Raw genomic sequence first — 26,258 nt, 5'->3', positions numbered from 1 at the left:
GGTGGGGTACTCTATAGTGCCATGACAGACGTGAAGAATGATTTGCCCGAACAGGTGCGCATCCGCCACGAGAAGCGCGAGCGCCTTCTCTCCGAGGGGCGCGATCCGTACCCCGTCGAGGTGCCCCGCACCATCTCCATCGAGGAGCTTGTAGCCACGTACCACGTGGTGAAGGACGATTCCCCGGCCGTCGAGGGCGCGACCAACCTCGAGGTGGGCGAGGAGACGGATACCGTGGTCTCCATCGCCGGGCGCGTTATCTTCTTTCGTAACACCGGCAAGCTGTGCTTTGCCAAGCTGCAGGCCGGCTCCGGCGCCTCCGTGCAGGCGATGATTTCGCTTGCGGAGGTGGGCGAGGAGCAGCTGAAGAACTGGAAGGCCGATGTCGATCTCGGCGATATTATTTCCGTCACCGGCCGGGTGATTTCTTCCAAGCGCGGCGAGCTGTCCGTGCTCGCCACCGAGTGGCAGATGGCCTCCAAGGCGCTGCGCCCGCTGCCGGTGGCACACAAGGAAATGAGCGAGGACCAGCGGATCCGCCACCGTTACACGGACCTCATCATGCGCGAGGAGGCCCGCAAGAACGCGATGACTCGCATCAAGGTGATGCGCGCGCTGCGGAACTTCCTGGAATCGGAGGGCTTCCTCGAGGTGGAAACCCCGATGCTGCAGACACTCCACGGGGGTGCCGCCGCCCGCCCGTTTGTCACCCACTCCAACGCCATGGATATGGACCTCTACCTGCGCATCGCGCCGGAGCTGTTCCTCAAGCGCTGCGTGGTCGGCGGCATTGAGCGCGTGTTTGAGGTGAACCGTAACTTCCGCAACGAGGGCGTGGATTCCTCGCACTCCCCGGAGTTCGCCATGCTGGAGACGTATCAGGCGTGGGGTGATTACAACACGGGCGCGGACCTCATCAAGCGCCTCATCCAGTCGGTGGCCACCGAGGTGTTCGGTTCCACCACGGTGACTCTTGTTGATGGCACCGAGTACGACTTCGGCGGCGAGTGGAAGACCCTGGAGATGTACCCCTCCCTGAACGAGGCCCTCCAGCGTAAGTTCCCCGGCCAGCCCGAGGTGACCATTGACTCAACCGTCGAGGAGCTAGAAGCCATCGCCGACCACATCGGTCTGGAGAAGGGCAAGGGCTGGGGTCACGGAAAGTTCGTCGAGGAGATCTGGGAGTTCCTGTGTGAGGATCAGCTGTACGGCCCGGTCTTCGTCCGTGATTTCCCGGTGGAGACCTCGCCGCTGACGCGCTCGCACCGCACCAAGCAGGGGGTCACCGAGAAGTGGGACCTCTACGTCCGCGGTTTCGAGCTGGCCACCGGCTACTCCGAGCTCGTCGATCCGGTCATTCAGCGCGAGCGTTTCGAGGATCAGGCACGGCTCGCCGCCGGGGGCGACGATGAAGCGATGGAGCTGGACGAGGACTTCCTCTTCGCCATGGAGCAGGGCATGCCGCCCACCTCCGGCAATGGTATGGGCATTGATCGCCTGCTCATGGCCCTTACCGGCCTCGGCATCCGCGAGACGGTGCTGTTCCCCATTGTGAAGCCGGAGTAGTTCACCAAGCGAACTTTCGCGGGGCAGTCCATAATGACAGGTATGGCACCTCTTCTTACCCACCTTCCCGCGCGGGGCTGGGTCAGCGTCGGGCCATGGGTTGGATTTTCCCGCACCCTGGCGCAGCCTCCCCAGTTCCGCCACGGCGTCACCACGTACGTCGTGGTGCGCGAGGGGTGCGTGCTGGTGGAGGATTCGTCCGGGTTTTCCGCCGACGTTCCGCAGGGGTCGGTCGCCGCGGTGTCCAGTGGCGTCACGGTGTCGCTTAACCCGTACGGCGCGTCCCGTGGTGCCCAGCTCCTCGCGGCCACAACCGAGCTCACCTCGAGTTGGGTCAACCCTCCGTCGGTCCCCGGTTTCCTTGGGGGAACGCTTGTCGACGCCCCGGAGTGGGCGATCGCGGATTCTTCCGGTCTCCACATCGGCCCGGACGGGCCGGTTGATGCCGAGCCGGGGGCTATAGTTTTTGGCGGGGAGCCCATCACCACGCCGTTCATCCTGTGGCAAGGTATTCTTGCGCACAGCTTCGACGAGCTCGGGTGCTTCGACGTTGAGTTGCCACCTACACCCCTACACCCCCGATTGAACCATCCGTGGAGGACACAATGAGTATTGACAATCTCGGCGAGACCGTCCGCAAGCGTCGCCGCGAACTGGGCATCAACCAGCTTGACCTGGCGGAACGCTCCGGTGTCTCCGATCGCTTCATTCGCGACTTGGAGCACGGGAAAACCTCCCTGCGCCTGGATAAACTTGTCGATCTCCTCACCGCCCTGGGGCTGGAGCTTACGATTGACGAGCTAAAGCGGCGGTAATCTCCTTAAATGCGTGGGCCACGTCGGTGCGCCACACCACAGCGGCCTTGGCATCGGCCCGGCCGGGCCCGCCGTTGATCACGGCGACGGGTTTGCCCTGCGCCTTGGCGTCGAGGACGAACTTGTACCCGCTCATGACGGCGAGCGAACTGCCCACAATGAGAAGGGACCTCGAGGCATCTAACAGCGCGCGCCCCTGCGCCTTGCGCTCGGCGGGCACGGGCTCGCCAAAGTACACCACATCCGGCTTGAGCTTCATGGAGCCGCAGTTCACGCAGTGCGCCATGTGGAAGCGGGCCACGTCCTCCTCTTTTAGTGCCACGTCGCCGTCGGGGTTGACCATCGATTTGTCCACCCGGATCGACTCCTCGTAGCCGGGGTTCGCGGTGGCGAGCCGGGCATCGAATTGTTTCCTGTCCTCCCGGTGCCCACACGCAAGGCACACGACGGTGGCGAGATCCCCGTGGAGCGGGATGACAGTGTGGGAGCCCGCCTCCATGTGGAGGCCGTCGACGTTTTGGGTGATGACGCCGCAGACGTACCCCTCCCGCTCCAGCGCGGCGATCGCGCGGTGCACCTCGTTGGGTTCGGCCTCGTCCATGTGCCGCCAGCCGATGAAGCTGCGGGCCCAGTACCGGCGCAGCGCCTCCGGATCGTGTTGGAACTCCTGGTACGTCATGGGGCGGTGGCGGGTGAGCGACCCGTTGGGGCCGCGGTAATCGGGAATCCCCGAATCGGTGGACACCCCGGCGCCGGTAAGAATGAGGCAGTTTTTTGCGCGAAGCTGCTGGACAATGGCGGAAAGTGCTTCGTGGGGTGGGGTGGGGGTCACCGTCTCGTTAACCACCCGCGCGATGGATTTCAGCGCAGATTCGTGGGCGAGCTGGACCGCAGGATCAGTGAAGCGTTGGTTTTCCACAGTGCCATTGTATGGACGAATTACAGTGGAACCATGAGCCTGCACGATCACTCCTTACTTGTTCTCGATTGCGACCCCGGCATCGACGATGCCTTCGCCCTCATCTACATGCACAAGGCGGGGCTCCTGGGCGCCGTGACCACGACGGGCGGAAACGTCGGCACCCAGCAGACGGCCATCAATGCCCGGTGGGTGTTGGATCGCGTGGGTGGGGCGAGCGTCCCCGTCGCGCCGGGGGAGCCGAAGCCCATTGCCAGGGAGCTCATCACCACGCCGGAAACCCACGGGGAATTCGGGCTGGGCTACGTTGATCCTGGCCCAGAAGTCTGGGCCAGCGAAAAGGAATGGCCGCAGCTGTGGGGGAAGCGTCTCATCGTCACCGGGCCGCTGACCAACGTGGCCCGGTTTAGGCAGCGCTACCCGCAGCGTTACGCAGAGATCGAGGAGCTCACCATCATGGGCGGGGCCATCGACTACCCGGGCAACACCACCGACCACGCCGAATGGAACATCTGGGTGGACCCCGAGGCCGCCGACGACGTGTTCCGCCACCTGCCGCCCCGGGCGCAGGTGACGCTGTGCCCCCTAGGCGTCACCGAGGGGTTCCGCATCGATCCGGAGCGGCTCGCCCCCATCGCCGCGGCCCTCGGCGGGGAGCTGGGGGAGAAGCTGCCGGAGATCATGCGGTTCTACTGGGAGTTCCACCGGGATCACGGGATTGGGTACACCGCGCAGATCCACGATCTCCTCACCTGCCTCATCGCTACGGATGCGGTGGACTATGACGTCGAAAAGCGAGCACTGACGGTGGACACGGGGGAGGACCGGGGGGCGGTGACCACGGTGACCGACCCGCAACCGGGCCACCTACCGGTTCGGGTGCTCACCGGCGTGGACTACGAGGCGGCGCATGCGGTATTCTTCCAAACGATTGCCCCGAGGTGACATAGGGGCCTCATAGTTTCAGTTAGAGAAAGAGGCCACATGTCTACCCGTAATCGTCTTGTGCTCACCTGGGTGGGAGCCCTCCTCATCGCCGCCACCTGGCTGTACCTCGTTTTGGTGCGGCCCACGCAGTGGGATTCCATCGGCGGCTCCTCCGAGGCGCTCATCACCCTCATCGGCTACGTCGGTGGCGCCGTGCTGCTTATTGCCGGTATTGTGCCCAGGCTCACCGCGCGTGATCTGGGGCTCATCCCCGTGGCGCTCGTCATCAACATTGTCGTGGGGCAGATCGTGGGGTCGACGGGTCTGCCCCTGTACCTTGACTCGGTGGGGACGATGCTCGTCGCGGCGCTTGCCGGCCCGGTGGCGGGACTTGCCACCGGCGCGCTGTCCAGCGTGGTGTGGGGCGTGTTCAACCCGATGGCGCTGCCGTTCGCCGCGGGCTCGGGGCTTACGGGCCTGCTCGCGGGCTACGCCATCCACAAATTCAAGTCGTTTGAGCACCCGTGGCGGATTATCCCCGCGGGCGCCATCATGGGCGTGATCGTGGGCATGCTGTCCGCACCGGTGGCGGCGTTCGTGTACGGCGGCACCGCGGGCGTGGGCACCGGCGCGCTTGTGTCCGCCTTCCGGGCGATGGGCAACTCCTTGCTGGAGTCCGTTACCCTCCAGTCGCTGGCAAGCGACCCGCTGGACAAGATCGTTGTGTTGTTCATCGTGTGGGGGATTATCAAGGTGTTGCCGGCCTCTATTGTGAAGCCCCAGCAGTGAGTCCGCTGACGGTGGCGGCGGTGGCCGCGTGCGTGTGGATCGTGGTGCTCGGCATCAACCAGTGGTGGTTGTCCCTGGCACTCGCCCTCGGCGCGATGGCAGTGGGGCGGTGCTGGGGGAAAACGCTCGCGGTCACCCTCCCCATGGCGCTGTCGCTCATCATCATCCACGCGCCGCACGGCACCACGCGCGTCGTACCGCTCGTCACCGCCGAGGGGCTGCAGGTGACGGGTGAACTCACCGCCCGGTTCGCGGCGCTTGTCGCCGTCGTGTTCGCGGCAACCCGGTTTGTGCGCCTCGACGCGATGGTGAAGGCCATCCAACAGGCCGGAGCCCCGCGTCTCGCCTACCTCGTGGGCTCCGCCTTTGCCGTGCTCCCGGAGGGTAAGCGCGCCATCGGTGAGGTGCGGGAGGCGGCGGCGCTCACCGGCACGAAGGTACCCAAGCGGACGCTTGTGCCCGCCGTCATCACGCTGCTGCTCGTGCGGGCCACGGACCGCACCAATGCGCTGGCGCACGTGGGGGTGGACAAAGCCGGCCCGCGCACGATCTACGCCCCGGTGCCCAGCCCCGCGTGGTGGACGTTGCCGCTCCTTGCCGTCACCGTTGTCGCAGTCGGGCTGGCGGTGATCTGGTGATCGAGTACGTGTGGTGCGACGGCGACCTCACAGGGCCACCGGTCCCCTCGGTGAGTGCGCGCCCGGTGCTCAGCGGGCTGCGGGCGACCGTCGCCGAGGAGATTGCCCTGCCCATGGAGCAGCGCGGTGTGCCGAGGGACGAGATGGTGCGCCGGGTGACCGGTATCGCCCGGGCGCTGGGTATCTCGCACCTCCTCGCGCGCGACCCGGCCCGGCTCTCCGGCGGTGAGACCAGGCTCACCGCGATCGCCAGCCTCATCGCCTCCGACGAACCGGAAATCGGATTGATCGCACCGACTGCGGGGCTTGCGAAGCACGCCGTTGACAGGGTCACCGTGCTGTGTGAAAGCATCCCGCAGACGGTGTACTGGGTAGATTTCACCGACCGCCCGCGCGCGCTTCCCTGCCCGGTTCGCCCCACCGCCCCGCGCACTGTGTGCGACGGCGTGCCACTGACCCCCGGCGGCGTGACGCGCCTTGCCGGGCCCAACGGTGTGGGAAAGTCCACAGCGCTTCGCAAGCTCGCAGCGGGACTTCAGGCCCCGCTGTCCATGCAGTTCCCGGAGGCGCAGCTCATCCTCGCCCGTCGCGCCGGGGCCCCGCACCCGCTCGACCTCTCGCTCGGTGACCAGCGGGTGCTCTCCGTCAAGCTCGCCTCCACGCCCTCCTTCTTGCTTGTCGACGAGCCCGACGCGGGCCTGGGTCCCGCCCACTGGGAGGAGCTCCACGCCCACTTCGCCGGGGCGCTCGCCGCTGGCGCGGCGATTGTGATGGCGTGCCACGACGAGCGGTTTGCCACAGATGTTGCCACGTACGCATGTGTGGAAACCGTCACACTTTCGCGGCGGTCCTAGCGAGACCACCGGGAACGCTGTAGGATGGTGCCCGACCGGGCAAGACCGGAAACAAACAAAAATTGGAGAGCAAGGAGAGCTCGTGGGAAAGCAAGTAACGAACAAGGTTGTCCTCGTCGGCTGCGGTGATGTGGGACTCGCGTACGCTTACGCATTGGTCAACCAGGGCACCATCGATCACCTGGCCATGATCGACATCGATGAGAAGAAGCTCAAGGGCAACGTCATGGACTTGAACCACGGCGCGGTGTGGGCCGGTGGTTCCACCAAGGTGACCGTTGGTAGCTACGAGGATTGCTCTGACGCTGACCTCCTCGTTATCTGCGCCGGTGCCGCCCAGAAGCCGGGCGAAACCCGCCTGCAGCTCGTGGATAAGAACCTGAAGATTTTGAAGTCCATTATTGAGCCGGCCATGGCCAACGACTTCGACGGCATCATCCTCGTTGCCTCCAACCCCGTCGATATCCTCTCCTACGGCGCCTGGAAGATGTCCGGCCTGCCCGCCAAGCGCGTGTTCGGCTCCGGCACTATCCTTGATACCGCCCGCTATCGCTGGATGCTCGGCGAGATGCACAACGTTTCCCCCACCTCCATCCACGCGTACATTGCCGGTGAGCACGGCGATTCCGAGCTGCCCGTTGTTTCCACCGCGAACATCGCCGGTGTGCCGCTGCGTGCCTACGCCGACCGCCAGGACGGCTACGCGGAGAAGATTGAGAAGGTCTTCCACGAGACCCGCGACGCCGCCTACGACATCATCGACGCCAAGGGTTCCACCTCGTACGGCATCGGCATGGGTCTGGCCCGCCTGACCAAGGCCATCTTCAAGAACCAGTACGTGGCACTTCCTGTGTCCACCCTGCTCAAGGGCGAGTACGGCCTCAACGATATTTACATCGGCACCCCCGCGATCATCAACCGCGGCGGCATCAACCGCGTTGTCGAGCTCGACCTCGACGAGCACGAGAAGGAGCTCTTTGACAAGTCCGCAGCCCAGCTGCGTGAGGTTATGGACGAAGAGTTTAAGAACTAACACAATTCCTGTTAGGAGGGCCCGTTATTGCGGGCCCTCCTTTTTGTTCGCGGCGGGCCCTGAAACGACGGGTACGGTCGTAGTTATGCGCTTTCAAAAACGTCGCCCCTCGCCATTGGCCGGGGAAAAACCCACCCGTGACATTCTGCCCCGGTTCCAGGGCGAGCCTGTCGACGATCTCCTCCCCGTCCCCGGGGAGTGTGAGCGGCTCTCGCTGCTCATCGTGGGTGTCAACCCCAGCCCGTGGACGGCGGCGGTTAACGCGCCGTTCGCCCACCCCGGCAACAGGTTTTGGCCCTCGCTCTACCGCGGTGGCGTGATCCCCAACGAGGTGGATTGCTCGTGCGGGCTGAAAGACGAGGACTTCCACATGCTGGAAGAACGCCGCATCGGGATCACCAACTTCGTCTCCGGCGTGGCCACGTCGAAGGCGTCGGAGCTCACTGCCGAACAACTACGTGGGGGCGCGCAGGGGGTGCTCCGACTCGTCGAAAAGCTACAACCCGAAAAGGTGGCCATCGTCGGCATCACCGCCCACCGGCAGGCCTTCCGCAAACCAAAGGCGAAGCTAGGAAGGCAGGAAGGGGAGTTTATCCCCGAGGGATGGCCCGCCACCGTGGAGTTGTGGGTGGTGCCGCAACCGAGTGGCCTCAACGCGCACGAGACGATCGATTCGTTGGCCGAGAAGTGGCAGGACGTAGTGCAGCGGGGCGAGGCGAAACGCACTACACAAAGACCCCCTGGGGTTTGAGGGGGTACAGAATACTGATCAGTTCATCGCTTGAGGAGAGTGTATTGTGCTTTGGCAGATATTAGTGATATTCCCCACTTTCTAGTGGGGGCGCTGTAGATTCCTCGTAAAATTGGTTTATGAACAAAACCACGCTTCCTGTTTCTTTCGTTTCCGTTTTGGTTCTTGTTGTTGGGTTGTTTTGTGCGCCGGTTGTGAACGTGGCTGCTGCGGATTTAGGGGCGGGGCAGATGCCACCGTTTCCTGTGGGGTTGCGGGATGACTCGGGGGTGAAGGCGGCGTTGCATATGGGGGAGGCTAATGCTGAGGTTGACGGTGCGGGCGGGTTGACTCCTGCAGAGATTGATTCTTTGCGGGAGCTTGCGCGTGAGACTGTGGATGATGCGCATCCGCATTCCTCGGTGGTGGAAGGGCAAATGTGGTCTGATCGGATCGGTATTCCGGAAGGGGTGGATAAGCGTGTGGCGGATGAGGCGGAGGTTGCTATTGCTCATCAGCAGGTAGAAGAGTCGATGGCGGTGCGTTCTGTCACGTTGGCTTCGGGGTGTGTGCGGTATCCGTGGACTGCTTTTGATGTGTGTGGTGCGATTCGTGGGGAATATGATCGGCTTGGTGGTTTGACGAGTTGGCTTTTGGATCCGCAGGAGCCGGAGATGCGGAATCCGGATGGTGTGGGGTTCCACCAACGTTTTCGGAATGGGTTTATTTATTGGCATCCGGATACGGGTGCGTTTGCTGTTCAGCCTGATGTTGCTGCGGCGTGGCAACGGAATGGTTGGGAGGCGGGCTATCTTGGTTATCCTACGGCTTCTGAGGTTCCTGTTAGCGGTACGACAGCTGTTGACGGAACAGTTGGTGGCTGGATGCAGCAATTCCAGGGGGGCAGGATTTACCGTATGGGGGGTGTGAACTGGCGTATTAGTGCTGCTATTACCGGTGAGATTTTGCAGCGGTGGCTCGCAATTGGGGGGCCTGATAGTGATCTTGGTTTTCCTGTTAGTGATGAGCAGGCGACTAAAGATGGTGCTGGTCGGTGGTCTGGGTTTGAAGATGGTGTTCTTACGTGGCATCCGTCGTTTGGGGCCTTTGAAGTCACGGGTGTGACCTACATTTATTGGCAGAAGCACGGTGGTACTGATTCTCGGTGGGGTTATCCTGTGGGGCCGGCATCGAGGGTTGATCAGGTGCCTGAGATTCAGAGGTTTAGTAAGAAAGATTTTGATGTTGTTCAAGAGAGTGCTGATGCGGGAACCGTGACGGTTAAGGGGCAGGTTGTGAGCCGGTTTTTTTGGGAAGTCATCTCGGCGATGTCCAGCCGTTACGGGATTAACGTCGATGCCATGTTTGCGCCTGAAGTAAGTCTCTTACGGTTGGATACCAGGCAGGCAACCCCTCCTGCGTTACCGCATCCAGCAACACCATTTGATGGCGGGGTTCATATCCCACAAAATTACATCTTCTGGGGTTACCTTGCGGGTTACCGTTATAAAGAGATAGGCGGACGGTTGCATGACTTCTGTACTAATTCGCCTGAATCTGTCATTTTTGACTCGCCAAGCAAGGTTTTTCAGCTTCATGGATCGTGCGCAAGACACGATATGTGCTATGAAAAGTTAGCGGGAAAAAACAAAAACGATGAGGCAGTGAAACAAGAGTATCGTAACTGCGATAGCAGCTTCATCTTTAACAATGCATCGGTCTGCAAGAAAACTCACCCAATTTCAGGCCAGTGTTATTTAATTTCGATTGCCTACTATTCAGCGGTGCGACGCGCTCATCCCGAAAATTACCAGTGATTCAATGGCGGTTAGAGGTATAACAACAAGCCGGAAAAGTTTCATGAAATGGGTCTGAACTTGAAGAGAGTTGATAAGCGACAGCGAATAGAGGCTATTTTCAGTCGCGCTATTTTTTCTATGATGGCGGCAATATTAGTTATTGGAACAATGTACGTGTTCATCTGGGCGGGAATCCCCTTCAACCACGGTTACAGTTTCCTTGTCTACACTCCTGGAACGATCGAAGGCCGGGTGGGAATCGCTCGTGCAGGCGACGGTGCGACGGAACTGCTATACCAGCCGTGCGGTACCGATGCCCACAAACTCGTGGTCACGAACTTCGAAGGGCCGGCCACAGGGGTGGAAGCGAAGCAGCCCCTCGGCTCAAACGCTCAGGTGTGGGTGCGAACGGGCGACGCAAACAAGCCCTTTACCGCGCGGCTATTTCCGCCCACTCTGCCACCGGGGTGGTCTCTCGAATCCAACACATACCCGTCAAGCGGCAGTAACGGGCCATCGCAACCATTGGCCGCTTACACCTACACCGATGGTGAGGGCAGGAGTCTGACCGGCATGCCGGTACGGGTGACAGCACAATCGACAATTACGCACCTGGGGCCCGACGAGGTGCTCGTCAATGAGTACAAGCCCCTGGTAATGACACGGGAGGACTTCTTTAACTGCAAAGTCATCACCCCAGAGCTTCTCGAGCCCCTTGTCTCCATCTACGGCGGGTTGTGGCTCCTTTCCGGCGTGTACACACACTAAATGCCCCGTATGAGCTTTTACGTTCACCCGATGTGACAAAGCGGACTTTTCAAACTCCGATGTGACGTGTAGAGTTACCAATTGAAAAGAACAACGCATCAGGGTTGTTACTTGAACGGTAAAACGTATTGAGGCAAGACCTGAGGTTTAACAAAAACGCGCACCGTATTGTGCGCGCGGTTTTGTTACACCTCGGGTCTTTTTTCATGCGTCCACATTAATTAGTCACGATCGAAGGAGAATGTTAGTGGCTACAACAATGAAGAACGCGGCGGCGGATATCCTCGCTGGCGTGGGTGGTGCGGACAATATCCGCGCCGTCACGCACTGCGCGACGCGCCTGCGCTTCGAACTTAACGATGCCTCCATCGTCGATAAGGATCGTTTGGAAAAGAACGAAAAGGTCCTCGGTGCTGTCCCCCAAAGTGGTGGCCGATACCAGGTCATCGTCGGTGGCGACGTTCCGAACGTGTACAACGCGCTCACCGCCCTGCCGGAGATGCAGAACCGCTCCACCAGCGGGAACAGCGGAAAGAGTGGGGAGCGTTCCAACGACGACGTCAAGGCCGAGGCCCGTGCCAAGTCCAAGGGCCGCTTCCCGTGGCTGGACAACTTCTTCGAGTTCCTTTCTGATTCATTCCGCCCCATCATCGGCGTTCTGCTCGGCGCCTCGCTCGTCATCGCCTTTACCGCGGTGATGGAGGCCTTCGGCGTGGTCGATACGCGCGCCGACGATAAGGCTCCGATCTGGTTCTTCCTCGACGCCATGTGGCGGTCGGTGTTCTACTTCCTGCCCGTCATGGTGGCCTACAACGCCGGCAAGCGGCTGAAGATCGACCCGTGGGTGTCCGCGGCGATCATGCTCGCGCTCATGACGCCGGAGTTCATGGGGCTCAAGGACAACCCCGCCACCACGTGCGTGGTCAACGATGCCCTGGGCACGGAGACCTGCTCCATCCCGATCCTCGGCATGAAGCTGTTGCTCAATGATTACGGCGGAAACGTCTTTGTTCCGCTCATGATGGCTGCTGTGGCCGCACTCGTGTACCGCGGTTTCCAAAAGATCATCCCCTCCTCCGTGCACATCGTGTTCCTGCCGTTCCTCACTCTCGTCATTGTCATGCCGATCACGGCGTTCCTCATCGGCCCGTTCGGCATCTGGCTGGGCAACATCCTCGGTGTGGGCCTGGCATGGCTCAACACCAACGCACCGTTCGTGTTCGCCATCTTGATCCCGATGCTGTACCCGTTCCTCGTGCCGTTGGGCCTCCACTGGCCGCTTAACGCCCTCATGCTGGTGAACATCGATACGCTGGGCTACGACTTCATTCAGGGCCCGATGGGTGCCTGGAACTTCGCCTGCTTCGGCGCCACCGCCGGTGTGCTCGCGCTCTCGCTGCGTGATCACGATAAGAACATGACGCAGACCGCGGGTTCCGCCCTTGCCGCCGGCCTCATGGGTGGTATTTCTGAGCCGTCCCTGTACGGCATTCACCTCCGCTTTAAGAGGATTTACCCGCGCATGCTCCTCGGTTGCTTCTCCGGTGGCCTTGTCATCGCCATCCTCGGCCTTGCCACTAGCGGCGTGACCACCAACGCGTTCGTGTTCACCTCACTTCTCACCATCCCGGTGTTCAAGCCGATGGGCGTGTACGCCATCGCTGTGCTCGTCGCCTTCGCGGTTGCGTTCCTCGCCATCTACTTCACCGATTACCGCACCCCGGAAGAGAAGGAAGAAATCCTCGCCCGCATCGCGGCCGAGAATGCCGATGCTTCCGTGCCTGCTGGCGCAGCAGCGCCAGCATCCGCTCCTGCCGCTGCTGCTGAAGCTGCTCCCGCAGAGGCGGGAGCCGCGGATGACGAATCCGACAACACCACGTCCGCAGCGGGCGTGACGATGGCCGTCGCCGCTCCGGTTTCGGGCACTGTTGTACCCCAAAAGGACATCAAGGATCCGGCGTTTGCGGCCGGCGCACTCGGCACCGGCGTGGGGGTAACCCCCACCGGAAATGCTGTGTTCTCCCCGGTGGAAGGCAAGATCATATCCGTGGCCAAGACGGGCCACGCCTACGGCATCAAAACTGACGATGGTGTGGAGATTCTCGTCCACATCGGCATCGATACCGTGAAGATGGAAGGGGAGGGCTTCACCCCCGCAGTGCAGAAGAAGAACCGCGTCACTGTTGGTCAGAAGCTCGCCGACGTCAACTTCCAGGCCATCGCCGATGCCGGATACGACAGCACCGTCATCGTCACGGTTGTAAACTCGAAGTCGCTGGAAAATGTGACGGAGAACGCATCCGGCACTGTTCAGGCGGGCGAACCTGTACTCTCAGTAACGATGTAGGCGAAAAGGTACGTGTCCCTCAAGGAAGGTGTGAGCCAGTGAAAATACTGCGTGTGTTTAACAACAACGTTGCGCTGGCCAAATCTTCCTCGGGGGAAGTCATCGTTACCGGCCGTGGAATCGGTTTTCAGGCGCATCGGGGGGACGAGATCCCGGAAGAGAAGATCCAGCGGGTGTTCGTCCCCACCGATGGTCGCGACCCCGATCACCTGGCGCAGATGCTGGCCTTCATCCCGGCGCGCCACATCGCGGTGGTGTCCGAGGCGCTCGACGAGGTTGACGCCTCGGGGCAGCTGAAGGACAAGATCACGCTCGTCACGGCGATCGCGGACCACCTGGGGTTCGCAATCCAGCGGGCGAAGGATCACCAGCCGATGGTCTATCCGCTCAAAGGCGAGGTGCGCAACCTCTACCCGGACGAGTACCGGATGGCGCAGGCGTTCATTGCCGCGATCAATAGCAAGATCGAGGTAGAGCTCCCGGAGACCGAGTCGGTGGCCATTGCCCTGCACCTGGTCAATGCCGGGTTTGCCAGCGGTGACTTGTCCTATACCTACCAGATGACGGGTGTCATCCAGCAGATGTTGGAGGTCATCGGCTCTCATTACGGTGTGTCCCTTGACTCGTCCACGATGAGTGTCGCCCGTTTCATCACTCACCTGCGCTATTTGTTCGTCCGGTTGGCTCGTGGTGACCAGCTTGTCGACGAAAAATCGCAGTTAGCAGACCATATCTTTACCCTCTATCCGGAGGCCGCCGCGTGTGTGGAACAGATCGTGTCCATCATTGAACTCCGGTTTGACACTGAACTAACAATGGAAGAAATCGCGTACCTCACCCTGCACGTCGCGAGGCTGGGTACGACGGAAAGGATTCGACATGAATGATCGCGTAGTACTTCACGGTATCGGCGTTTCGTCGGGCACCGCCTCCGGGCTCGCTGTACGCATTACTCCCGCCGCCGGCGTAGACACGTCCGAGCCGGCATCGACGGATGTGGAGGCCGACGGCCAGCGCGTCCGCGAGGCGTTTAGCCAGGTTTCCGAGGGCCTTCTGGCCCGTGCGGAGAAGGCACCGGAGGCCTCCAAGGCGATTCTTTCCGCCACCGCCGGCCTGGCCAAGGATAAGGCCTTGGTCAAGGGCGTGGATAAGCAGCTGAAGAAGGGGCTCGGCGTCACCGCCGCTGTTCACGAGGCCGTGGAGGTGTACGCAGGCAAGCTGCGCAAGCTCGGCGGCTACATGGCCGAGCGCGTGACGGACCTCTACGATATCCGCGACCGCACCATCGCCCGCCTGCGTGGCCTGCCGGAGCCCGGCGTGCCGGACTTTGATGAGCCCGCCATCCTCGTCGCTCACGATCTCGCCCCCGCGGAGACCGCCACCCTCGACCCGGAGCGCGTCCTCGGCATCGTCACCGCCGCCGGTGGCCCCACCTCGCACACCGCGATCCTCGCCGCTCAGCTCGGCATTCCCGCCGCCGTCCAGGTTGCCGGCGTGGAGGAACACCTCACCGAGGGCACCACGATCGCCCTCGACGGTGGCGTGGGCGAGGTTATCGTCAACCCGTCCGAGACTGATACCAACGAGCTGCGGGAGCGCTCCCGCCGTCGCGCCCACGCGCTGGCCGGGTCCTCCGGTGAGGGTTCCACCCGCGATGGCCACAAGGTGAAGCTTCTGGCCAACATCGGCACCGCCGACGACGCCCGCAAGGCCGCCACCTTTGACCTCGAGGGTTCCGGCTTGTTCCGCACCGAGTTCCTCTTCCTCGATCGCGATTCCGCCCCCACGGTGGAGGAGCAGACCGAGACCTACACCGAGGTGCTCAAGGCCTTTGGTGACCGCCGTGTGGTGGTCCGTACCATCGATGCCGGCGCCGATAAGCCGCTGAGCTTTGCCAACCTCGGTGAGGAGGAGAACCCCGCACTGGGTCGCCGTGGCATCCGGCTCACCCAGGCCAAGGAGGAGCTTCTCGACGACCAGTTGGAGGCGCTTGCTCTTGCCCACCGGCAGACGGACGCTGAGCTGTGGGTAATGGCCCCGATGGTGGCCACCGTGGACGAGGCGAAGTGGTTTGCCTCCAAGGCCCGCGGTTACGGCCTGCCCAAGGTGGGCATCATGGTGGAGACCCCGGCGGCGGCCATCCGTTCCCGCCAGGTGCTGTCCATCGTGGACTTCGCCTCCATCGGCACCAACGACCTGTCGCAGTACACCATGGCTGCCGACCGCATGCAGGGTGAGCTGGCTCACCTGCTCACCCCGTGGCAGCCGGCCGTGCTCTCCATGATCAAGGCCACCTGCACCGGTGGCGCGGAGACCGGCAAGTACATCGGCGTGTGCGGTGAGGCCGCAGGCGACCCGCTCCTCGCCCTCGTCCTCGTGGGCCTGGGCGTGTCCAGCCTGTCCATGGCACCCAAGAAGGTCAACGCCGTGCGCGCCGCCCTGCGCCTGCATGATATGTCCACCTGCCAGCAGATGGCGGCCTACGCCATCGATTCCTGGACGGCGGTGGACGCCCGTGAGGCGGCCCTCAACGTTGCCGATCCGATCATGAAGGACCTGCTCTAGTTTTCTTGTGGCCTCACCGCCCAATCCCGTCTTCCCCATTCGTGGCGAGGGCGGGATTTTTTACGCCGAAGGCATGCCGGGAAAGGGCAAAATCCGCAAATCCGGAAATAGGAGCCCCACAAATCCGGAACTAGAGGCCCCACAAATCCGGAACTAGGTATTGTTTACGCACTAAAAAGTAGGTATATCAGCATATGCCAGGTGATGGTGGTCCGGTTTGTCGGGCGCGAGAAGGAGTAGCGGGGTTCAATATCGGCGTTTCTTGCAAGGGCACGCGTCGCGGAGAGGGGTACGCGGCGCGAAAAAAGGAGCGCCCTGCGGGGGAGGATGTTGGTGCCGAAATTTTCGGCACCAAAATCCGTAAAAATTTTCATTTGCCCAGGTGGGCAGGTTTGCTACCAAATGTTGATGCCGAAAATTTCGGCACCAAGATTTGCCGGGCAGCGTATGTCAAGTGGTTGTGAACCATTTGGTTTATCTTAACGGTGAGGAGGGTGGTGATGGTGGTTTTGTGGGACTGGAGTGGTGACAGTAATGGTAGGTTGATGTAGAAATATCCAGCCATGCCAGCACTTTATTCTTCCTCCAGCCGACAACCACAAGCTGGTCTACTAGGCCTGCTTCTGCCGTAATCCTTAGGTCAAATCTGCGCTGCTGCCGACCCTGTCGCTGTCGCCAACCCGGCAAGTAAAACTAGGTCGGTGAAAACATGGTGCTATCCGCAGGGTTAGCGTCTGCGGTGAGCAGCTGTGCAAGGATTGCCGTGGCTCGTCTGATAGGCAGATCGAGGCGAAATTGGGCACTATCAAGGGCGAAATCGGTTCCAACGGATCCTCTGTCCCTGGTGACTTCCCCACCGACTGCTTCTTCAGGGTAGCACTGGTTGATGACCACTCGAGCGTTGTCACCGCGGCCTGGCGCATCCGTTCCTAACCCAATAAACGCAGAAAAATAAGGTGGCCTGGATCTCCCGGGCCATCTTTCCTATTCATCCGGGGGTAATGAATTGGGGGACCAAAAAAAGGGTGCTGAACAGCAAACATGTAAAACGCCCAAAAAAATAACCGCAAGCTGTCAAAACGCTGGACAAAAAGGAAGTTTTTTACACTCATTGCAAGGGATTAGTAATCATGCTTCCCGGTTCATATTCGTCTTAGAAGGAGACTCTCCATGAAGAACCGTGTCGTCGCCTCCGGCGTCGCCGTATCCGTTGCCCTCGCAGGTGGCGCTGTCGCTGCACCGGCTGCTAGTGCTACCGCTTGGACCGATGGATTCAATACGTGTTTGGCCGGGGCAAAGTTGCTCACTGAAACCTATAAGGATGATCCAAACTTTGCAAAAGAGTGGGAGCAAGGTAAGGCCCTCGCCGGGAACGCGGGTTCCTCTGCGCCTGGTGACGCATTCAGTTTCTGCATGGAATCCGCTCTGAAACATGTAGATAGCCCTGCAGTTGCTGGCCCCGCCGTGGGTATCCTCCTCGCCATCATCGTCGGAGCGCTTGGCCTCGCCGGTGGCGCTGCCTGGTTGCTCGACCGGCAGGGGATTGTTGACCTACCGCTGTAAGCAGTAGAAGCATCGAAGGGACTCCTTTCGGAGTCCGTGATTTAGAGCCCGGATGCGGTATCGCATCCGGGCTTTTGGCGCTAATCTGAGGGGTGTATGGCTAAGGCGGCTGAGGAGGAACACCATGGACGATCGGTTGGTGAAAATTGGCTGCGCTGTTGTTTTGTTCGTGGCGTTCTCGGCAATCCTGGCGCTGCTGTGGAGAGTACTCTTCGCCCACAAGGTGGAGCCCGCTTGGATGAGGCGGCCGCGGGGGATTTCGCTCGGGGCGGCCTACGCCCTCACAGGGGCGGTAGGCTTCGCCTATGCCATCTCCATCGACTTCTTCGACCCGGCGTGCTCCGGGCCGTTCCCCTACGGCGAGCCGCCGGAATGCGCGTGGAACCCCAACCTGCCCGAACCGCTCGACATCGCCGTGCTTTCGCTCCTCGTCACGCTTCCCGTCTTGCTGTCCAAGCGGTTCGTCCTGGCGGCGCTTGCCTGCCCGCTGAGTGCGGTGTGCGCCTTCGGCTTCATGGGGGCCGCCTCCTTCGGGGCGGCGGCGGACAACGCCTTCACAGTGGTGTTCAGCTTTGTCAACACCGCCATCCTCTTCCCCTACGGCTTTGCCGTGGGGGTATTCGTGGGTGGTATCTTCCTTCTTGGCGGGGCATTCCTCTACGTCGCGTGGATCCTCGCGTGGCGGCGGATCACCCGCGCCCTACGGTGAGAAGCGAGGAAACGTGGGGGAGGGGCGTCGACAAGCAAAAGAATCGTTCGCTACCGGCGTACAGTGTGGTGACCAGGGGAAATAGGGAAATCGGGGCGGAAAGGGAAATGAACGCGGGGCGCGAGCGGTTAAGGTGGGTAGCAGTTAGATAAAAGTAGACACGCGAAGGGGAAAATAAGGTGTTCGAGAGGTTTACGGACCGCGCCCGGCGAGTGATCGTGCTCGCGCAGGAAGAAGCGCGGATGCTTAACCACAATTACATCGGTACCGAGCACATCCTGCTCGGCCTCATCCACGAGGGTGAGGGGGTAGCAGCCAAGGCTCTGGAATCCATGGGCATTTCGTTGGAAGATGTGCGCAAGGAAGTAGAGGAGCTCATCGGGCCCGGCTCCCAGCCGCCGAGTGGGCACATTCCGTTTACACCCCGTGCCAAGAAGGTGCTTGAGCTTTCTCTGCGCGAGGGGCTCCAGATGGGGCACAAGTACATCGGTACCGAGTTCCTGCTCCTCGGTCTCGTCCGTGAGGGCGAGGGCGTGGCAGCCCGCGTGCTGGTGAAACTCGGCGCTGACCTGCCGCGTGTGCGCCAGACCGTCATCCAGCTGCTCTCCGGTTATGAGGGGCAGCAGGGCGGCGAGGCCCCCGGCGGAGAAGGCCTTGCCGGAGCAGGAGCTGCCCCCGGTGGTGTTGCGGGCGCGTTCGGCGGACGCCCGATGGGTGGCGCAGGCGAGCGCTCCAACTCGCTCACGCTGGATAAGTTCGGCCGCAACCTCACGCAGCTGGCCAAGGACGGCAAGCTCGATCCCGTGGTGGGGCGTGAGAAGGAAATCGAGCGCATTATGCAGGTGCTGTCCCGCCGCACCAAGAACAACCCGGTGCTCATCGGCGAGCCCGGCGTGGGCAAAACCGCAGTGGTGGAGGGCCTGGCGCTCGACATTGTCAATGGCCGGGTGCCGGAGACCCTGCGCGATAAGCAGCTGTACTCCCTCGACCTCGGGTCGCTGGTGGCGGGCTCCCGCTACCGCGGTGATTTCGAGGAGCGCCTGAAGAAGGTGCTCAAGGAGATCAACCAGCGTGGCGATATCATCCTGTTCATCGACGAGATCCACACCATTGTGGGGGCCGGCGCCGCCGAGGGTGCCATCGACGCCGCCTCGCTGCTGAAGCCAAAACTCGCCCGCGGCGAACTGCAGACCATTGGCGCGACCACGCTCGATGAGTACCGCAAGCACATTGAGAAGGATGCTGCCCTGGAGCGTCGTTTCCAGCCGGTTACCGTGCCGGAGCCGTCCGTGGAGGACACCATCCAGATCTTGAAGGGTCTGCGCGACCGCTACGAGGCTCACCACCGCGTATCCATCACCGATGGGGCGCTCGCGGCGGCGGCCAGCCTGTCGGACCGCTACATCAATGACAGGTTCCTGCCGGATAAGGCCGTGGACCTCATCGACGAGGCCGGTGCCCGCATGCGCATCAAGCGGATGACCGCCCCCGAGGGGCTGCGCGAGATTGACGAGCGCATTGCCAAGGTGCGCGGTGAGAAGGAAGCCGCCATCGACGCGCAGGACTTTGAAAAGGCCGCAGGGCTGCGCGATAACGAGCGCAAGCTGAACGAGGAGCGCGCCGAGAAGGAAAAGCAGTGGCGCAACGGTGAGCTGCAGGAGATCGCCGAGGTAGGCGAAGAGCAGATCGCCGAGGTGTTGGCCAACTGGACCGGCATCCCCGTGTTCAAGCTCACCGAGGAGGAATCCTCCCGCCTGCTGCACATGGAGGACGAGCTGCACAAGCGCATCATCGGCCAGGAGGACGCAGTCAAGGCCGTCTCCCGCGCCATCAGGCGCACGCGCGCAGGACTTAAGGATCCGAACCGCCCGTCCGGTTCCTTCATCTTCGCCGGCCCGTCCGGTGTGGGTAAGACGGAGCTGTCCAAGGCGCTGGCGGAGTTCCTGTTCGGTGACGATGACTCGCTCATCCAGATTGATATGGGTGAGTTCCACGATAAGTTCACTGCCTCGCGCCTCTTCGGTGCTCCCCCCGGATACGTCGGCTACGACGAGGGCGGTCAGCTGACCGAGAAGGTTCGTCGCAAGCCCTTCTCTGTGGTGCTTTTCGACGAAATTGAGAAGGCCCACAAGGAGATCTACAACACCTTGCTGCAGGTCCTCGAAGAGGGCAGGCTGACCGACGGCCAGGGACGCGTGGTGGACTTCAAGAACACCGTCTTGATCTTCACCTCCAACCTCGGAACGCAGGACATCTCCAAGGCTGTGGGCATGGGCTTCACCGCCAACAACGAGACGGACGACGACGCCAAGTACGAGCGGATGAAGGACAAGGTCACCGACGAGCTGAAGAAGCACTTCCGCCCCGAGTTCCTGAACCGCATCGACGAGATCGTCGTGTTCAAGCAGCTCACCCGCGAGCAGATCGTCCAGATGGTGGACCTCCTCACCGCACGCGTGGCCAAGATGCTGCGGGACAAGGACATGGGCTTGGAGATCACTGAGAAGGCCAAGAACCTTCTGGCCAAGCGCGGTTTCGACCCGGTGCTCGGTGCCCGCCCGCTGCGTCGCACCATCCAGCGCGAGATCGAGGATGCGCTCTCCGAGAAGATCCTCTTTGGCGAGGTTGGTGCCGGCGAGATCGTCACCGTCGACGTGGACGGCTGGGACGGCGAGTCCGAGGATACGGACAAGGCAACCTTCACCTTCACCCCGAAGCCGAAGCCGCTGCCGGGCGTCGAGGATGAGGCCCCCGCCGAGTTGGGCGACCACGCTCAGGCAAGCGAGGGCGACGAGTAGTTCGCCTCCGCCTGTTACGTGCTCCTACCTTCTAAGGTGGGAGCACCTTTTTATGTCTCGGCTACGATGATGGGCGTTAAAAGGATTCCTTGGCCTGTAGTCATCTTCCTCGGCGGGCTCACTCTGTTTGTTATTTTGCGTTGTATGGCTGTGGAACGCGAATCCTCTGAAGCAAGCTCTGACTCGGGCGTCGGCCGAGAGCTCACCGGTGACCGTGAACATCGCGGAGATCTATCACGTTAATGCGACCGAATTCGCCGTGCAGTGCGGGTACCAGAGCAACTCCGATGCTTCGCGGCCGCTCGGTATCTCCGCGCGACAGGCCCGCGACCTAAAAAATAACGATGCCGACGAGGCAGTCTATTTCAGAGACGAGAATTCTTTACTGCTCAAGGTTGTCACCCTCCCAGCAATGCCAAGATCTGCGATGGCATAACAAACCTCACGTGGATTCCCAACACTCCGGTGTGTTTCACTCCGGACGAGCGCTACACCGGACTGAGGCGGGGGAGTCTGTGTGGGCTCTAGCCCGTGTTGAAACGTCGGCAAGCACGAGCAGTGAGGAGACGAAGAACGGTTGAGCGAGCGGTGAGTCAGGCGGGTGGTTGGGGCACCGCCTTACAAATAGCTAAAAACAATGAAAAGCACATTAGTAATACCTGCTACCTCTTGACGGTGGTCAAATTTGTGTGTATAAAGGGTTGTGGCGGAGAAAACACTCTCCGCAGGTCTAGTTTCTAACAAAGGAGACAAATCATGGCACTTCTGACCATCGGCGATAAGTTCCCAGAGTTCAAGCTCACTGCGCTTAAGGGTGGCGACCTGCATGACGTCAACGCCCAGAAGCCGGAGGATTACTTTGAGGAGATTTCCAACGACTCCTTCCGTGGAAAGTGGCTTGTATTCTTCTTCTACCCTAAGGACTTCACCTTCGTCTGCCCCACCGAGATCGCAGCCTTCGGTGAGCTGGATGAGGAGTTCCAGGACCGCGACGCGCAGATCATCGGTGGCTCCATCGATAACGAGTTCGCCCACTTCCAGTGGCGCGCCACCCACAAGGACCTCAAGTCCATCCCGTTCCCCATGGTCTCCGATATCAAGCACGAGCTCATCAGGGCCCTCGGTGTGGAGAACGCCGACGGTGTTGCTGACCGCGCAACCTTCATTATTGATCCGGACGGAGTGATCCAGTTCGTATCCGCCACCCCGGACGCTGTGGGCCGCAACGTCGACGAGGTTCTCCGTGTCCTCGACGCCCTCCAGTCCGAAGAGGTCTGCGCCTGCAACTGGGAGGCCAACGATCCCACCAAGAACATTGACAAGATGGATGTGCTGAAGGAAGAGCTGAAGTAACACAATGGCAATCGATAACCTCAAGAACGCGCTGCCCGAGTACGCGAAGGATCTCAAGCTGAACCTCAGCTCGTTGACCCGTTCGAAGGAGCTGAGCGAGCAGCAGCTGTGGGGTGCCATGCTGGCGGCCGCTGCGGCAACGCGCAACGCCCAGGTGCTCAAGGAAATCCGCGAGGAAGCAGCGGACCACCTGTCCGAGGAGGCTATGAACGCCGCCTCCATGTCCGCCTCCATCATGGGGATGAACAACGTGGCCTACCGCGCCCAGGAGTTTCTCCCGGACGAGTACGCCACCATCCGCATGGGCCTTCGCCAAAACGGCATGGCCAAGCCCGGCGTGGACAAGGTTGACTTTGAGCTGTGGAACATCGCCGTCTCTGTGATTAACGGCTGCGGCCGCTGCACCGCCGCCCACGAGCACACCGTGCGCGAGGAGGGCCTCAAAGAAGCCCAGGTGTGGGAGGCCGTCAAGGTGGCCGCCACCCTCCAGGGCGTTGCCCAAGCACTCTTCATTGAGTCTGCGAAGTAACCCTTAGGGCATATAGCAACATACAAATTCCGGATCCCAGTGAGGGATCCGGAATTTTTTCATTTGTCTTTTTCCCGGGGCTGGCGATGGGTTAGCTTGTTGCGGTGTATTTCCGGCACCGTGCCAATTGGAAGTACACAGTCGGGTTGAGGATTTGAGAAACTGATGTCCGTGGCTCGGGCAGCTTTTGAGGCTTGTCGACGCTTTGTGGTCGCCGAAATCTTTCAATTCCGCTGTAGTTCGGTGGGTACGGTCGGTACCATAAGCGCTATGGCAGCCACCAGAAATAGCAAAGTTAAGAGCACAGTTGAACAAAGACTGGAACCCGCGGATGCCGCGCGGTCATTTGTAGCAACGTGGTCAGGGCGTGGCTATGAAAAAGGGGATACAGCTTCCTTCTGGATTCAACTCCTATCACAGGTAGTAGGTCTAGAAGATGTCGTCACGGCGGTGCATTTCGAAGAGCGGGTGAGCAATGGAGGCTTTATCGATGCCCATATCCCTTCAGCGAAAACGCTGATTGAGCAGAAGGCTCTGGGGGTTAATCTGGATAAGCCAGAAATGCGCCAGGGGCGCTTGGTAACCCCTTTCGAACAGGCTAAGGCATATGCAGATGAGATGAAGAACTCGAACCGGCCTGACTACATCATTGTTTCGAACTTCTCCCATTTCCGAATCCATGATCTAGACCGAGAGCGGTCAGCAGAGAACTATGTTGAGTTTTCGTTGGAAGAGTTGCCAGAGCAGTTTCATCTCCTAGATTTCATTGTGACCGGACAAAAGGCCCGCAGGGCAAAAGAACAGCAAGTTTCCATGCATGCAGGTGAACTCGTTGGCAAACTGTACAGGAATTTGTCTGCCCAATACATAGATCCGGAGAGCGAACGTAGTCGACACTCTCTCAACGTATTATGTGTTCGGCTCGTATTTTGCTTATTCGCGGAAGATGCGGGACTTTTTGGTAAGGATTCGTTGTACCGCTATCTCTCTGGGGTACCTACTGAATACGTGCGGGGAAAGATGATCGAGCTCTTTCGTGTGCTGGATACTCCCTATGATGATCGTGATGTATATATCTCGGACGAGCTATCGCAGTTCCCCTATGTGAACGGCGGATTATTCCGCGAGGAAGACATTGAGATTCCGCAATTCACTGAAGACATTGTCTCTTTACTGGCAAACGAGATCTCACGTGACACCGACTGGTCAAAAATCTCCCCAACCATCTTTGGTGGGGTATTTGAGTCCACACTAAACCCGGAGACCCGTGCCAAGGGCGGGATGCACTATACGAGCCCAGAAAACATCCACAAGGTTATCGACCCTCTTTTCTTTGACAGTTTGAAGCAGGAGCTGGAATTGATCCTGACGGATCCAGAGATGACTCCGCTCAAAAAGACAAGGCGGCTGAAAAAATACCATAATAAGCTTTCCTCGCTCACGTTTTTCGATCCGGCCTGCGGTTCGGGTAACTTTCTTACTGAAACGTATCTTTCGCTACGGCGTCTGGAAAACCGCGTGATCGGGATGCTAGCAAAGGATTCCCAGATCTCTCTGGGGTTCGAAAACGTTACTCCGATCAAGGTGTCTTTGGGGCAGTTCTATGGACTGGAAATCAATGATTTTGCCGTCTCTGTAGCCACTACTGCTCTATGGATCGCCAAGCTTCAGGCAAATATCGAAACACAAGAATTGGTTGATCAAGCTACCGACGATTTTCCTCTGCGTGGCGCAGCGAATATCCACCGGGGGAATGCTTTGACCAAGGAGTGGTCGGAGATTATCAATGCTGGTGACTGCGATTACATCATCGGCAATCCACCTTTTCTCGGCGCACGCAACCAGTCCAAAGAACAAAAAGCTGAATTGAAGGCTGTCTTTCCTAAGGGAACAAAGAACGTAGGCAACATTGACTACGTTGCTGGATGGTTTATTAAAGCTGCACAGTTCGTTGGTGACCACAAAACCCGCATCGGTTTCGTCGCCACAAACTCCGTCGTCCAGGGTGAACAGGTGGCCAACATCTGGTTACCGATCATCTCCCTTGGATTCCACATTGACTTCGCCCATGACACGTTCCGTTGGGTCAACGAATCATCGGACAAAGCACACGTATTCTGCGTGATCGTCGGTTTTTCAAAGCAAAAATCCCAAAAAGTCCTCTATCACTACCCGACCCCCGATTCTCCGCCGGAAGTTCAATACAAGCAGAGGCTCAATCCGTACCTCGTTGATGCTCCTGATGCTTTCGTCTGGAATCGCAAAACGCCCATCTGTGATGTACCCAAGATGGTTATCGGGAGCCAGCCGATTGACGGTGGAAATTATCTTTTCACTGATGACGAGTTTCACGAATTTATTGCCCGCGATCCAGAGGCCAGGCAGTACTTCCACCCGTGGATTGGCTCCAAAGAATTCCTTCACGGGTATCACAGATGGGTTCTGTGGACGGGGGAAATGTCCCCTGCTGAGCTAAAAGCTCACCCACTTATCGCGGAACGAGTAAGGGCTGTGCGAGATTTTAGATCGCAGAGCAAGCGCACTTCCACGTTGAAATTGGCAGGCACGCCACAGAGATTCCAAGTTGAAACTATGCCGGATGGAAAATCAATTGTGGTGCCCAAGGTCTCTTCGGAGCGGAGGAGATACCTTCCTTTGGGGATGATTGGGCCCGAAACCTTCGCTTCGGATTTGGTGTTCCTTGTCCCGAATGCGTCGTTGTTCCTCTTTGGGGTACTGCACTCGGAGATTCATAACGTGTGGATGAGGGCGGTCGCGGGGCGGCTGAAAAGCGATTACCGCTACTCTGCAGGAGTTGTCTACAACAACTTTGTCTTCCCCGAGGCTACGGATAAGCAACGAAAAGACGTGGAGGAGGCAGCAAAGCGGGTTCTGAATGCGCGTGAGAATTACAAAGACGTGACGCTTGCGGATATGTACGACCCGGATGATGAATGGATGTATCCGGAGCTCTTCGCAGCGCATTCCGAACTCGACAGCGCAGTGGCGCAATGTTACGGCTTCGCACTGGACGGTTTAGAACACGATGAAACGGAACAGTTCATTCTCTCAGAGCTTCTAACACGCCACGCCAAGAAGGTCTCCTAGGAGCCGTTCTCACACCTTGTACGGCTGTTTTAACATATTCGCGGTGGATGTGAAGCCGAAGACTTTGACCCGAGCTCCGTGGACTCGTGGGTGCAAGGCGTGGTCACTATCCTTGTGCACAACGATGAAATCCAGGATCAGGTCAAGGCGAACACTAAGGAGCAATTCCGGGAGTCGCAAACAATCGAGAATGCTGTCACTAACGCCGTGTTGGACCATCAAGACGCCCAGAGCCTAATCATGGACAAGTTCTTCGAAAGCGCCCACAGGAAAGACCAGATTATCAAGGAGATATCCGATCTTGTTTACCTTGAACTCCGTTATCAGGCTAAAAAGAATCAAATTGATATTGAAGTAGAATCAGAATCCCAACTTCTATAGCAGTTTGCATCTCCGGAAAGCGGATGTCGAAAGCTAGGTATTGGTAAATCAGCCCTTAAGCTCTGTG

General features: G+C 59.9%; 23 protein-coding genes. 22 read left to right on the top strand and 1 reads right to left on the bottom strand.

Translation table 11 applies throughout. The annotated features are described in order from the left end of the window. Positions 1–21: 21 nt before the first annotated feature. From lysS to HMPREF1219_RS07040, 3 genes are read left to right on the top strand one after another with little or no spacing between them, the layout of a single operon-like run. Positions 22–1,566 carry a lysine--tRNA ligase gene (gene lysS / locus HMPREF1219_RS07050; RefSeq protein WP_016458202.1) on the top strand — a complete coding sequence of 515 codons (1,545 nt, stop codon included), beginning with the start codon at positions 22–24 and terminating at the stop codon, positions 1,564–1,566. Positions 1,567–1,608: 42 nt separating this feature from the next. Further along, positions 1,609–2,175, top strand: coding sequence for a hypothetical protein (locus tag HMPREF1219_RS07045; protein ID WP_040427421.1), 567 nt, complete (start codon positions 1,609–1,611; stop codon positions 2,173–2,175). Further along, entirely contained in the window at positions 2,172–2,381 is a 210-nt protein-coding gene (locus HMPREF1219_RS07040; RefSeq protein ID WP_016458200.1) for a type II toxin-antitoxin system Y4mF family antitoxin, read from the top strand. The genes HMPREF1219_RS07045 and HMPREF1219_RS07040 overlap by 4 nt, the downstream gene beginning before the upstream one ends. Here HMPREF1219_RS07040 and HMPREF1219_RS07035 read toward each other — a convergent pair. Then, positions 2,353–3,300, bottom strand: a complete 948-nt coding sequence (locus HMPREF1219_RS07035) for a Sir2 family NAD-dependent protein deacetylase (RefSeq protein ID WP_016458199.1) — start codon at positions 3,298–3,300, stop codon at positions 2,353–2,355. The genes HMPREF1219_RS07040 and HMPREF1219_RS07035 overlap by 29 nt on opposite strands. Before the next feature lie 33 nt (positions 3,301–3,333). Here HMPREF1219_RS07035 and HMPREF1219_RS07030 point away from each other — a divergent pair, with 33 nt between their 5' ends. The 19 genes from HMPREF1219_RS07030 to HMPREF1219_RS06930 all read left to right on the top strand — a co-directional run bounded on the left by HMPREF1219_RS07030 (position 3,334) and on the right by HMPREF1219_RS06930 (position 26,191). After that, positions 3,334–4,245 (top strand): nucleoside hydrolase, encoded by a 912-nt coding sequence (locus HMPREF1219_RS07030; protein WP_016458198.1) that lies wholly within the window; start codon positions 3,334–3,336, stop codon positions 4,243–4,245. 39 nt (positions 4,246–4,284) lie between these two features. Next, positions 4,285–5,016: a hypothetical protein gene (locus tag HMPREF1219_RS07025; RefSeq protein WP_016458197.1), complete on the top strand. Its 732-nt coding sequence runs from the start codon at positions 4,285–4,287 to the stop codon at positions 5,014–5,016. Further along, positions 5,013–5,654, top strand: a complete 642-nt coding sequence (locus HMPREF1219_RS07020; protein WP_040427419.1) for an energy-coupling factor transporter transmembrane component T family protein — start codon at positions 5,013–5,015, stop codon at positions 5,652–5,654. Before HMPREF1219_RS07025 ends, HMPREF1219_RS07020 begins: the two co-directional genes overlap by 4 nt. After that, positions 5,651–6,508 (top strand): P-loop NTPase family protein, encoded by an 858-nt coding sequence (locus HMPREF1219_RS07015; RefSeq protein ID WP_016458195.1) that lies wholly within the window; start codon positions 5,651–5,653, stop codon positions 6,506–6,508. Before HMPREF1219_RS07020 ends, HMPREF1219_RS07015 begins: the two co-directional genes overlap by 4 nt. Positions 6,509–6,590: 82 nt before the next feature. Continuing rightward, positions 6,591–7,541: an L-lactate dehydrogenase gene (locus tag HMPREF1219_RS07010; RefSeq protein ID WP_016458194.1), complete on the top strand. Its 951-nt coding sequence runs from the start codon at positions 6,591–6,593 to the stop codon at positions 7,539–7,541. A gap of 85 nt (positions 7,542–7,626) precedes the next feature. Then, positions 7,627–8,292 (top strand): mismatch-specific DNA-glycosylase, encoded by a 666-nt coding sequence (locus HMPREF1219_RS07005; protein ID WP_016458193.1) that lies wholly within the window; start codon positions 7,627–7,629, stop codon positions 8,290–8,292. A gap of 119 nt (positions 8,293–8,411) precedes the next feature. Further along, positions 8,412–10,088 carry an LGFP repeat-containing protein gene (locus tag HMPREF1219_RS12205; RefSeq protein ID WP_051120521.1) on the top strand — a complete coding sequence of 559 codons (1,677 nt, stop codon included), beginning with the start codon at positions 8,412–8,414 and terminating at the stop codon, positions 10,086–10,088. 120 nt (positions 10,089–10,208) lie between these two features. Then, positions 10,209–10,838 (top strand): hypothetical protein, encoded by a 630-nt coding sequence (locus HMPREF1219_RS06995; RefSeq protein ID WP_245554426.1) that lies wholly within the window; start codon positions 10,209–10,211, stop codon positions 10,836–10,838. A 241-nt stretch (positions 10,839–11,079) separates the two neighbouring features. Next, positions 11,080–13,185, top strand: a complete 2,106-nt coding sequence (locus HMPREF1219_RS06990; protein WP_245554425.1) for a glucose PTS transporter subunit IIA — start codon at positions 11,080–11,082, stop codon at positions 13,183–13,185. Between the two features lie 38 nt (positions 13,186–13,223). Next, positions 13,224–14,072, top strand: a complete 849-nt coding sequence (locus HMPREF1219_RS06985) for a PRD domain-containing protein (RefSeq protein WP_016458189.1) — start codon at positions 13,224–13,226, stop codon at positions 14,070–14,072. Continuing rightward, a complete protein-coding gene (ptsP, locus tag HMPREF1219_RS06980; protein WP_016458188.1) occupies positions 14,065–15,750 on the top strand; it encodes a phosphoenolpyruvate--protein phosphotransferase in 1,686 nt (561 codons plus the stop codon). The genes HMPREF1219_RS06985 and ptsP overlap by 8 nt, the downstream gene beginning before the upstream one ends. A 795-nt stretch (positions 15,751–16,545) precedes the next feature. Next, on the top strand, positions 16,546–16,683 hold the full coding sequence (locus HMPREF1219_RS12815) for a hypothetical protein (RefSeq protein WP_156823261.1): 138 nt from the start codon (positions 16,546–16,548) through the stop codon (positions 16,681–16,683). 237 nt (positions 16,684–16,920) lie between these two features. Next, positions 16,921–17,313 (top strand): hypothetical protein, encoded by a 393-nt coding sequence (locus HMPREF1219_RS06965; protein ID WP_016458186.1) that lies wholly within the window; start codon positions 16,921–16,923, stop codon positions 17,311–17,313. A 124-nt stretch (positions 17,314–17,437) separates the two neighbouring features. Continuing rightward, positions 17,438–18,022, top strand: coding sequence for a hypothetical protein (locus tag HMPREF1219_RS06960; RefSeq protein WP_016458185.1), 585 nt, complete (start codon positions 17,438–17,440; stop codon positions 18,020–18,022). Positions 18,023–18,201: 179 nt separating this feature from the next. Next, positions 18,202–20,820, top strand: a complete 2,619-nt coding sequence (locus tag HMPREF1219_RS06955) for an ATP-dependent Clp protease ATP-binding subunit (RefSeq protein WP_016458184.1) — start codon at positions 18,202–18,204, stop codon at positions 20,818–20,820. A 756-nt stretch (positions 20,821–21,576) separates the two neighbouring features. After that, the gene (locus tag HMPREF1219_RS06945) at positions 21,577–22,173 is read left to right on the top strand and encodes a peroxiredoxin (RefSeq protein ID WP_016458182.1); all 597 of its coding nucleotides are present in this window, start codon (positions 21,577–21,579) and stop codon (positions 22,171–22,173) included. A 4-nt stretch (positions 22,174–22,177) separates the two neighbouring features. Further along, complete coding sequence (ahpD, locus tag HMPREF1219_RS06940) at positions 22,178–22,702, top strand: alkylhydroperoxidase, AhpD family (RefSeq protein WP_016458181.1); 525 nt, start codon at positions 22,178–22,180, stop codon at positions 22,700–22,702. Positions 22,703–22,867: 165 nt separating this feature from the next. Continuing rightward, positions 22,868–25,810 carry a DNA methyltransferase gene (locus HMPREF1219_RS06935; RefSeq protein ID WP_016458180.1) on the top strand — a complete coding sequence of 981 codons (2,943 nt, stop codon included), beginning with the start codon at positions 22,868–22,870 and terminating at the stop codon, positions 25,808–25,810. A gap of 99 nt (positions 25,811–25,909) precedes the next feature. Further along, a complete protein-coding gene (locus HMPREF1219_RS06930; RefSeq protein WP_245554424.1) occupies positions 25,910–26,191 on the top strand; it encodes a hypothetical protein in 282 nt (93 codons plus the stop codon). The last annotated feature ends 67 nt before the right edge of the window (positions 26,192–26,258 follow it).

The sequence above is a fragment of the Corynebacterium pyruviciproducens ATCC BAA-1742 genome, from assembly GCF_000411375.1.
In the GTDB taxonomy this organism is placed as follows: domain Bacteria; phylum Actinomycetota; class Actinomycetes; order Mycobacteriales; family Mycobacteriaceae; genus Corynebacterium; species Corynebacterium pyruviciproducens.
Note: the sequence above shows the minus strand (reverse complement) of the source record. Positions and strands in the feature narration are given on the sequence as shown.

Excerpts from the sequence above, each read along its gene's own strand:
- lysS (WP_016458202.1), top strand. The coding sequence starts at position 22 with ATGACAGACGTGAAGAATGATTTGCCCGAACAGGTGCGCATCCGCCAC.
- HMPREF1219_RS07045 (WP_040427421.1), top strand. The coding sequence starts at position 1,609 with ATGGCACCTCTTCTTACCCACCTTCCCGCGCGGGGCTGGGTCAGCGTC.
- HMPREF1219_RS07040 (WP_016458200.1), top strand. The coding sequence starts at position 2,172 with ATGAGTATTGACAATCTCGGCGAGACCGTCCGCAAGCGTCGCCGCGAA.
- HMPREF1219_RS07030 (WP_016458198.1), top strand. The coding sequence starts at position 3,334 with ATGAGCCTGCACGATCACTCCTTACTTGTTCTCGATTGCGACCCCGGC.
- HMPREF1219_RS07025 (WP_016458197.1), top strand. The coding sequence starts at position 4,285 with ATGTCTACCCGTAATCGTCTTGTGCTCACCTGGGTGGGAGCCCTCCTC.
- HMPREF1219_RS07005 (WP_016458193.1), top strand. The coding sequence starts at position 7,627 with ATGCGCTTTCAAAAACGTCGCCCCTCGCCATTGGCCGGGGAAAAACCC.
- HMPREF1219_RS12205 (WP_051120521.1), top strand. The coding sequence starts at position 8,412 with ATGAACAAAACCACGCTTCCTGTTTCTTTCGTTTCCGTTTTGGTTCTT.
- HMPREF1219_RS06995 (WP_245554426.1), top strand. The coding sequence starts at position 10,209 with ATGATGGCGGCAATATTAGTTATTGGAACAATGTACGTGTTCATCTGG.
- HMPREF1219_RS06990 (WP_245554425.1), top strand. The coding sequence starts at position 11,080 with ATGTTAGTGGCTACAACAATGAAGAACGCGGCGGCGGATATCCTCGCT.
- ptsP (WP_016458188.1), top strand. The coding sequence starts at position 14,065 with ATGAATGATCGCGTAGTACTTCACGGTATCGGCGTTTCGTCGGGCACC.
- HMPREF1219_RS06965 (WP_016458186.1), top strand. The coding sequence starts at position 16,921 with ATGAAGAACCGTGTCGTCGCCTCCGGCGTCGCCGTATCCGTTGCCCTC.
- HMPREF1219_RS06960 (WP_016458185.1), top strand. The coding sequence starts at position 17,438 with ATGGACGATCGGTTGGTGAAAATTGGCTGCGCTGTTGTTTTGTTCGTG.
- HMPREF1219_RS06945 (WP_016458182.1), top strand. The coding sequence starts at position 21,577 with ATGGCACTTCTGACCATCGGCGATAAGTTCCCAGAGTTCAAGCTCACT.
- ahpD (WP_016458181.1), top strand. The coding sequence starts at position 22,178 with ATGGCAATCGATAACCTCAAGAACGCGCTGCCCGAGTACGCGAAGGAT.
- HMPREF1219_RS06935 (WP_016458180.1), top strand. The coding sequence starts at position 22,868 with ATGTCCGTGGCTCGGGCAGCTTTTGAGGCTTGTCGACGCTTTGTGGTC.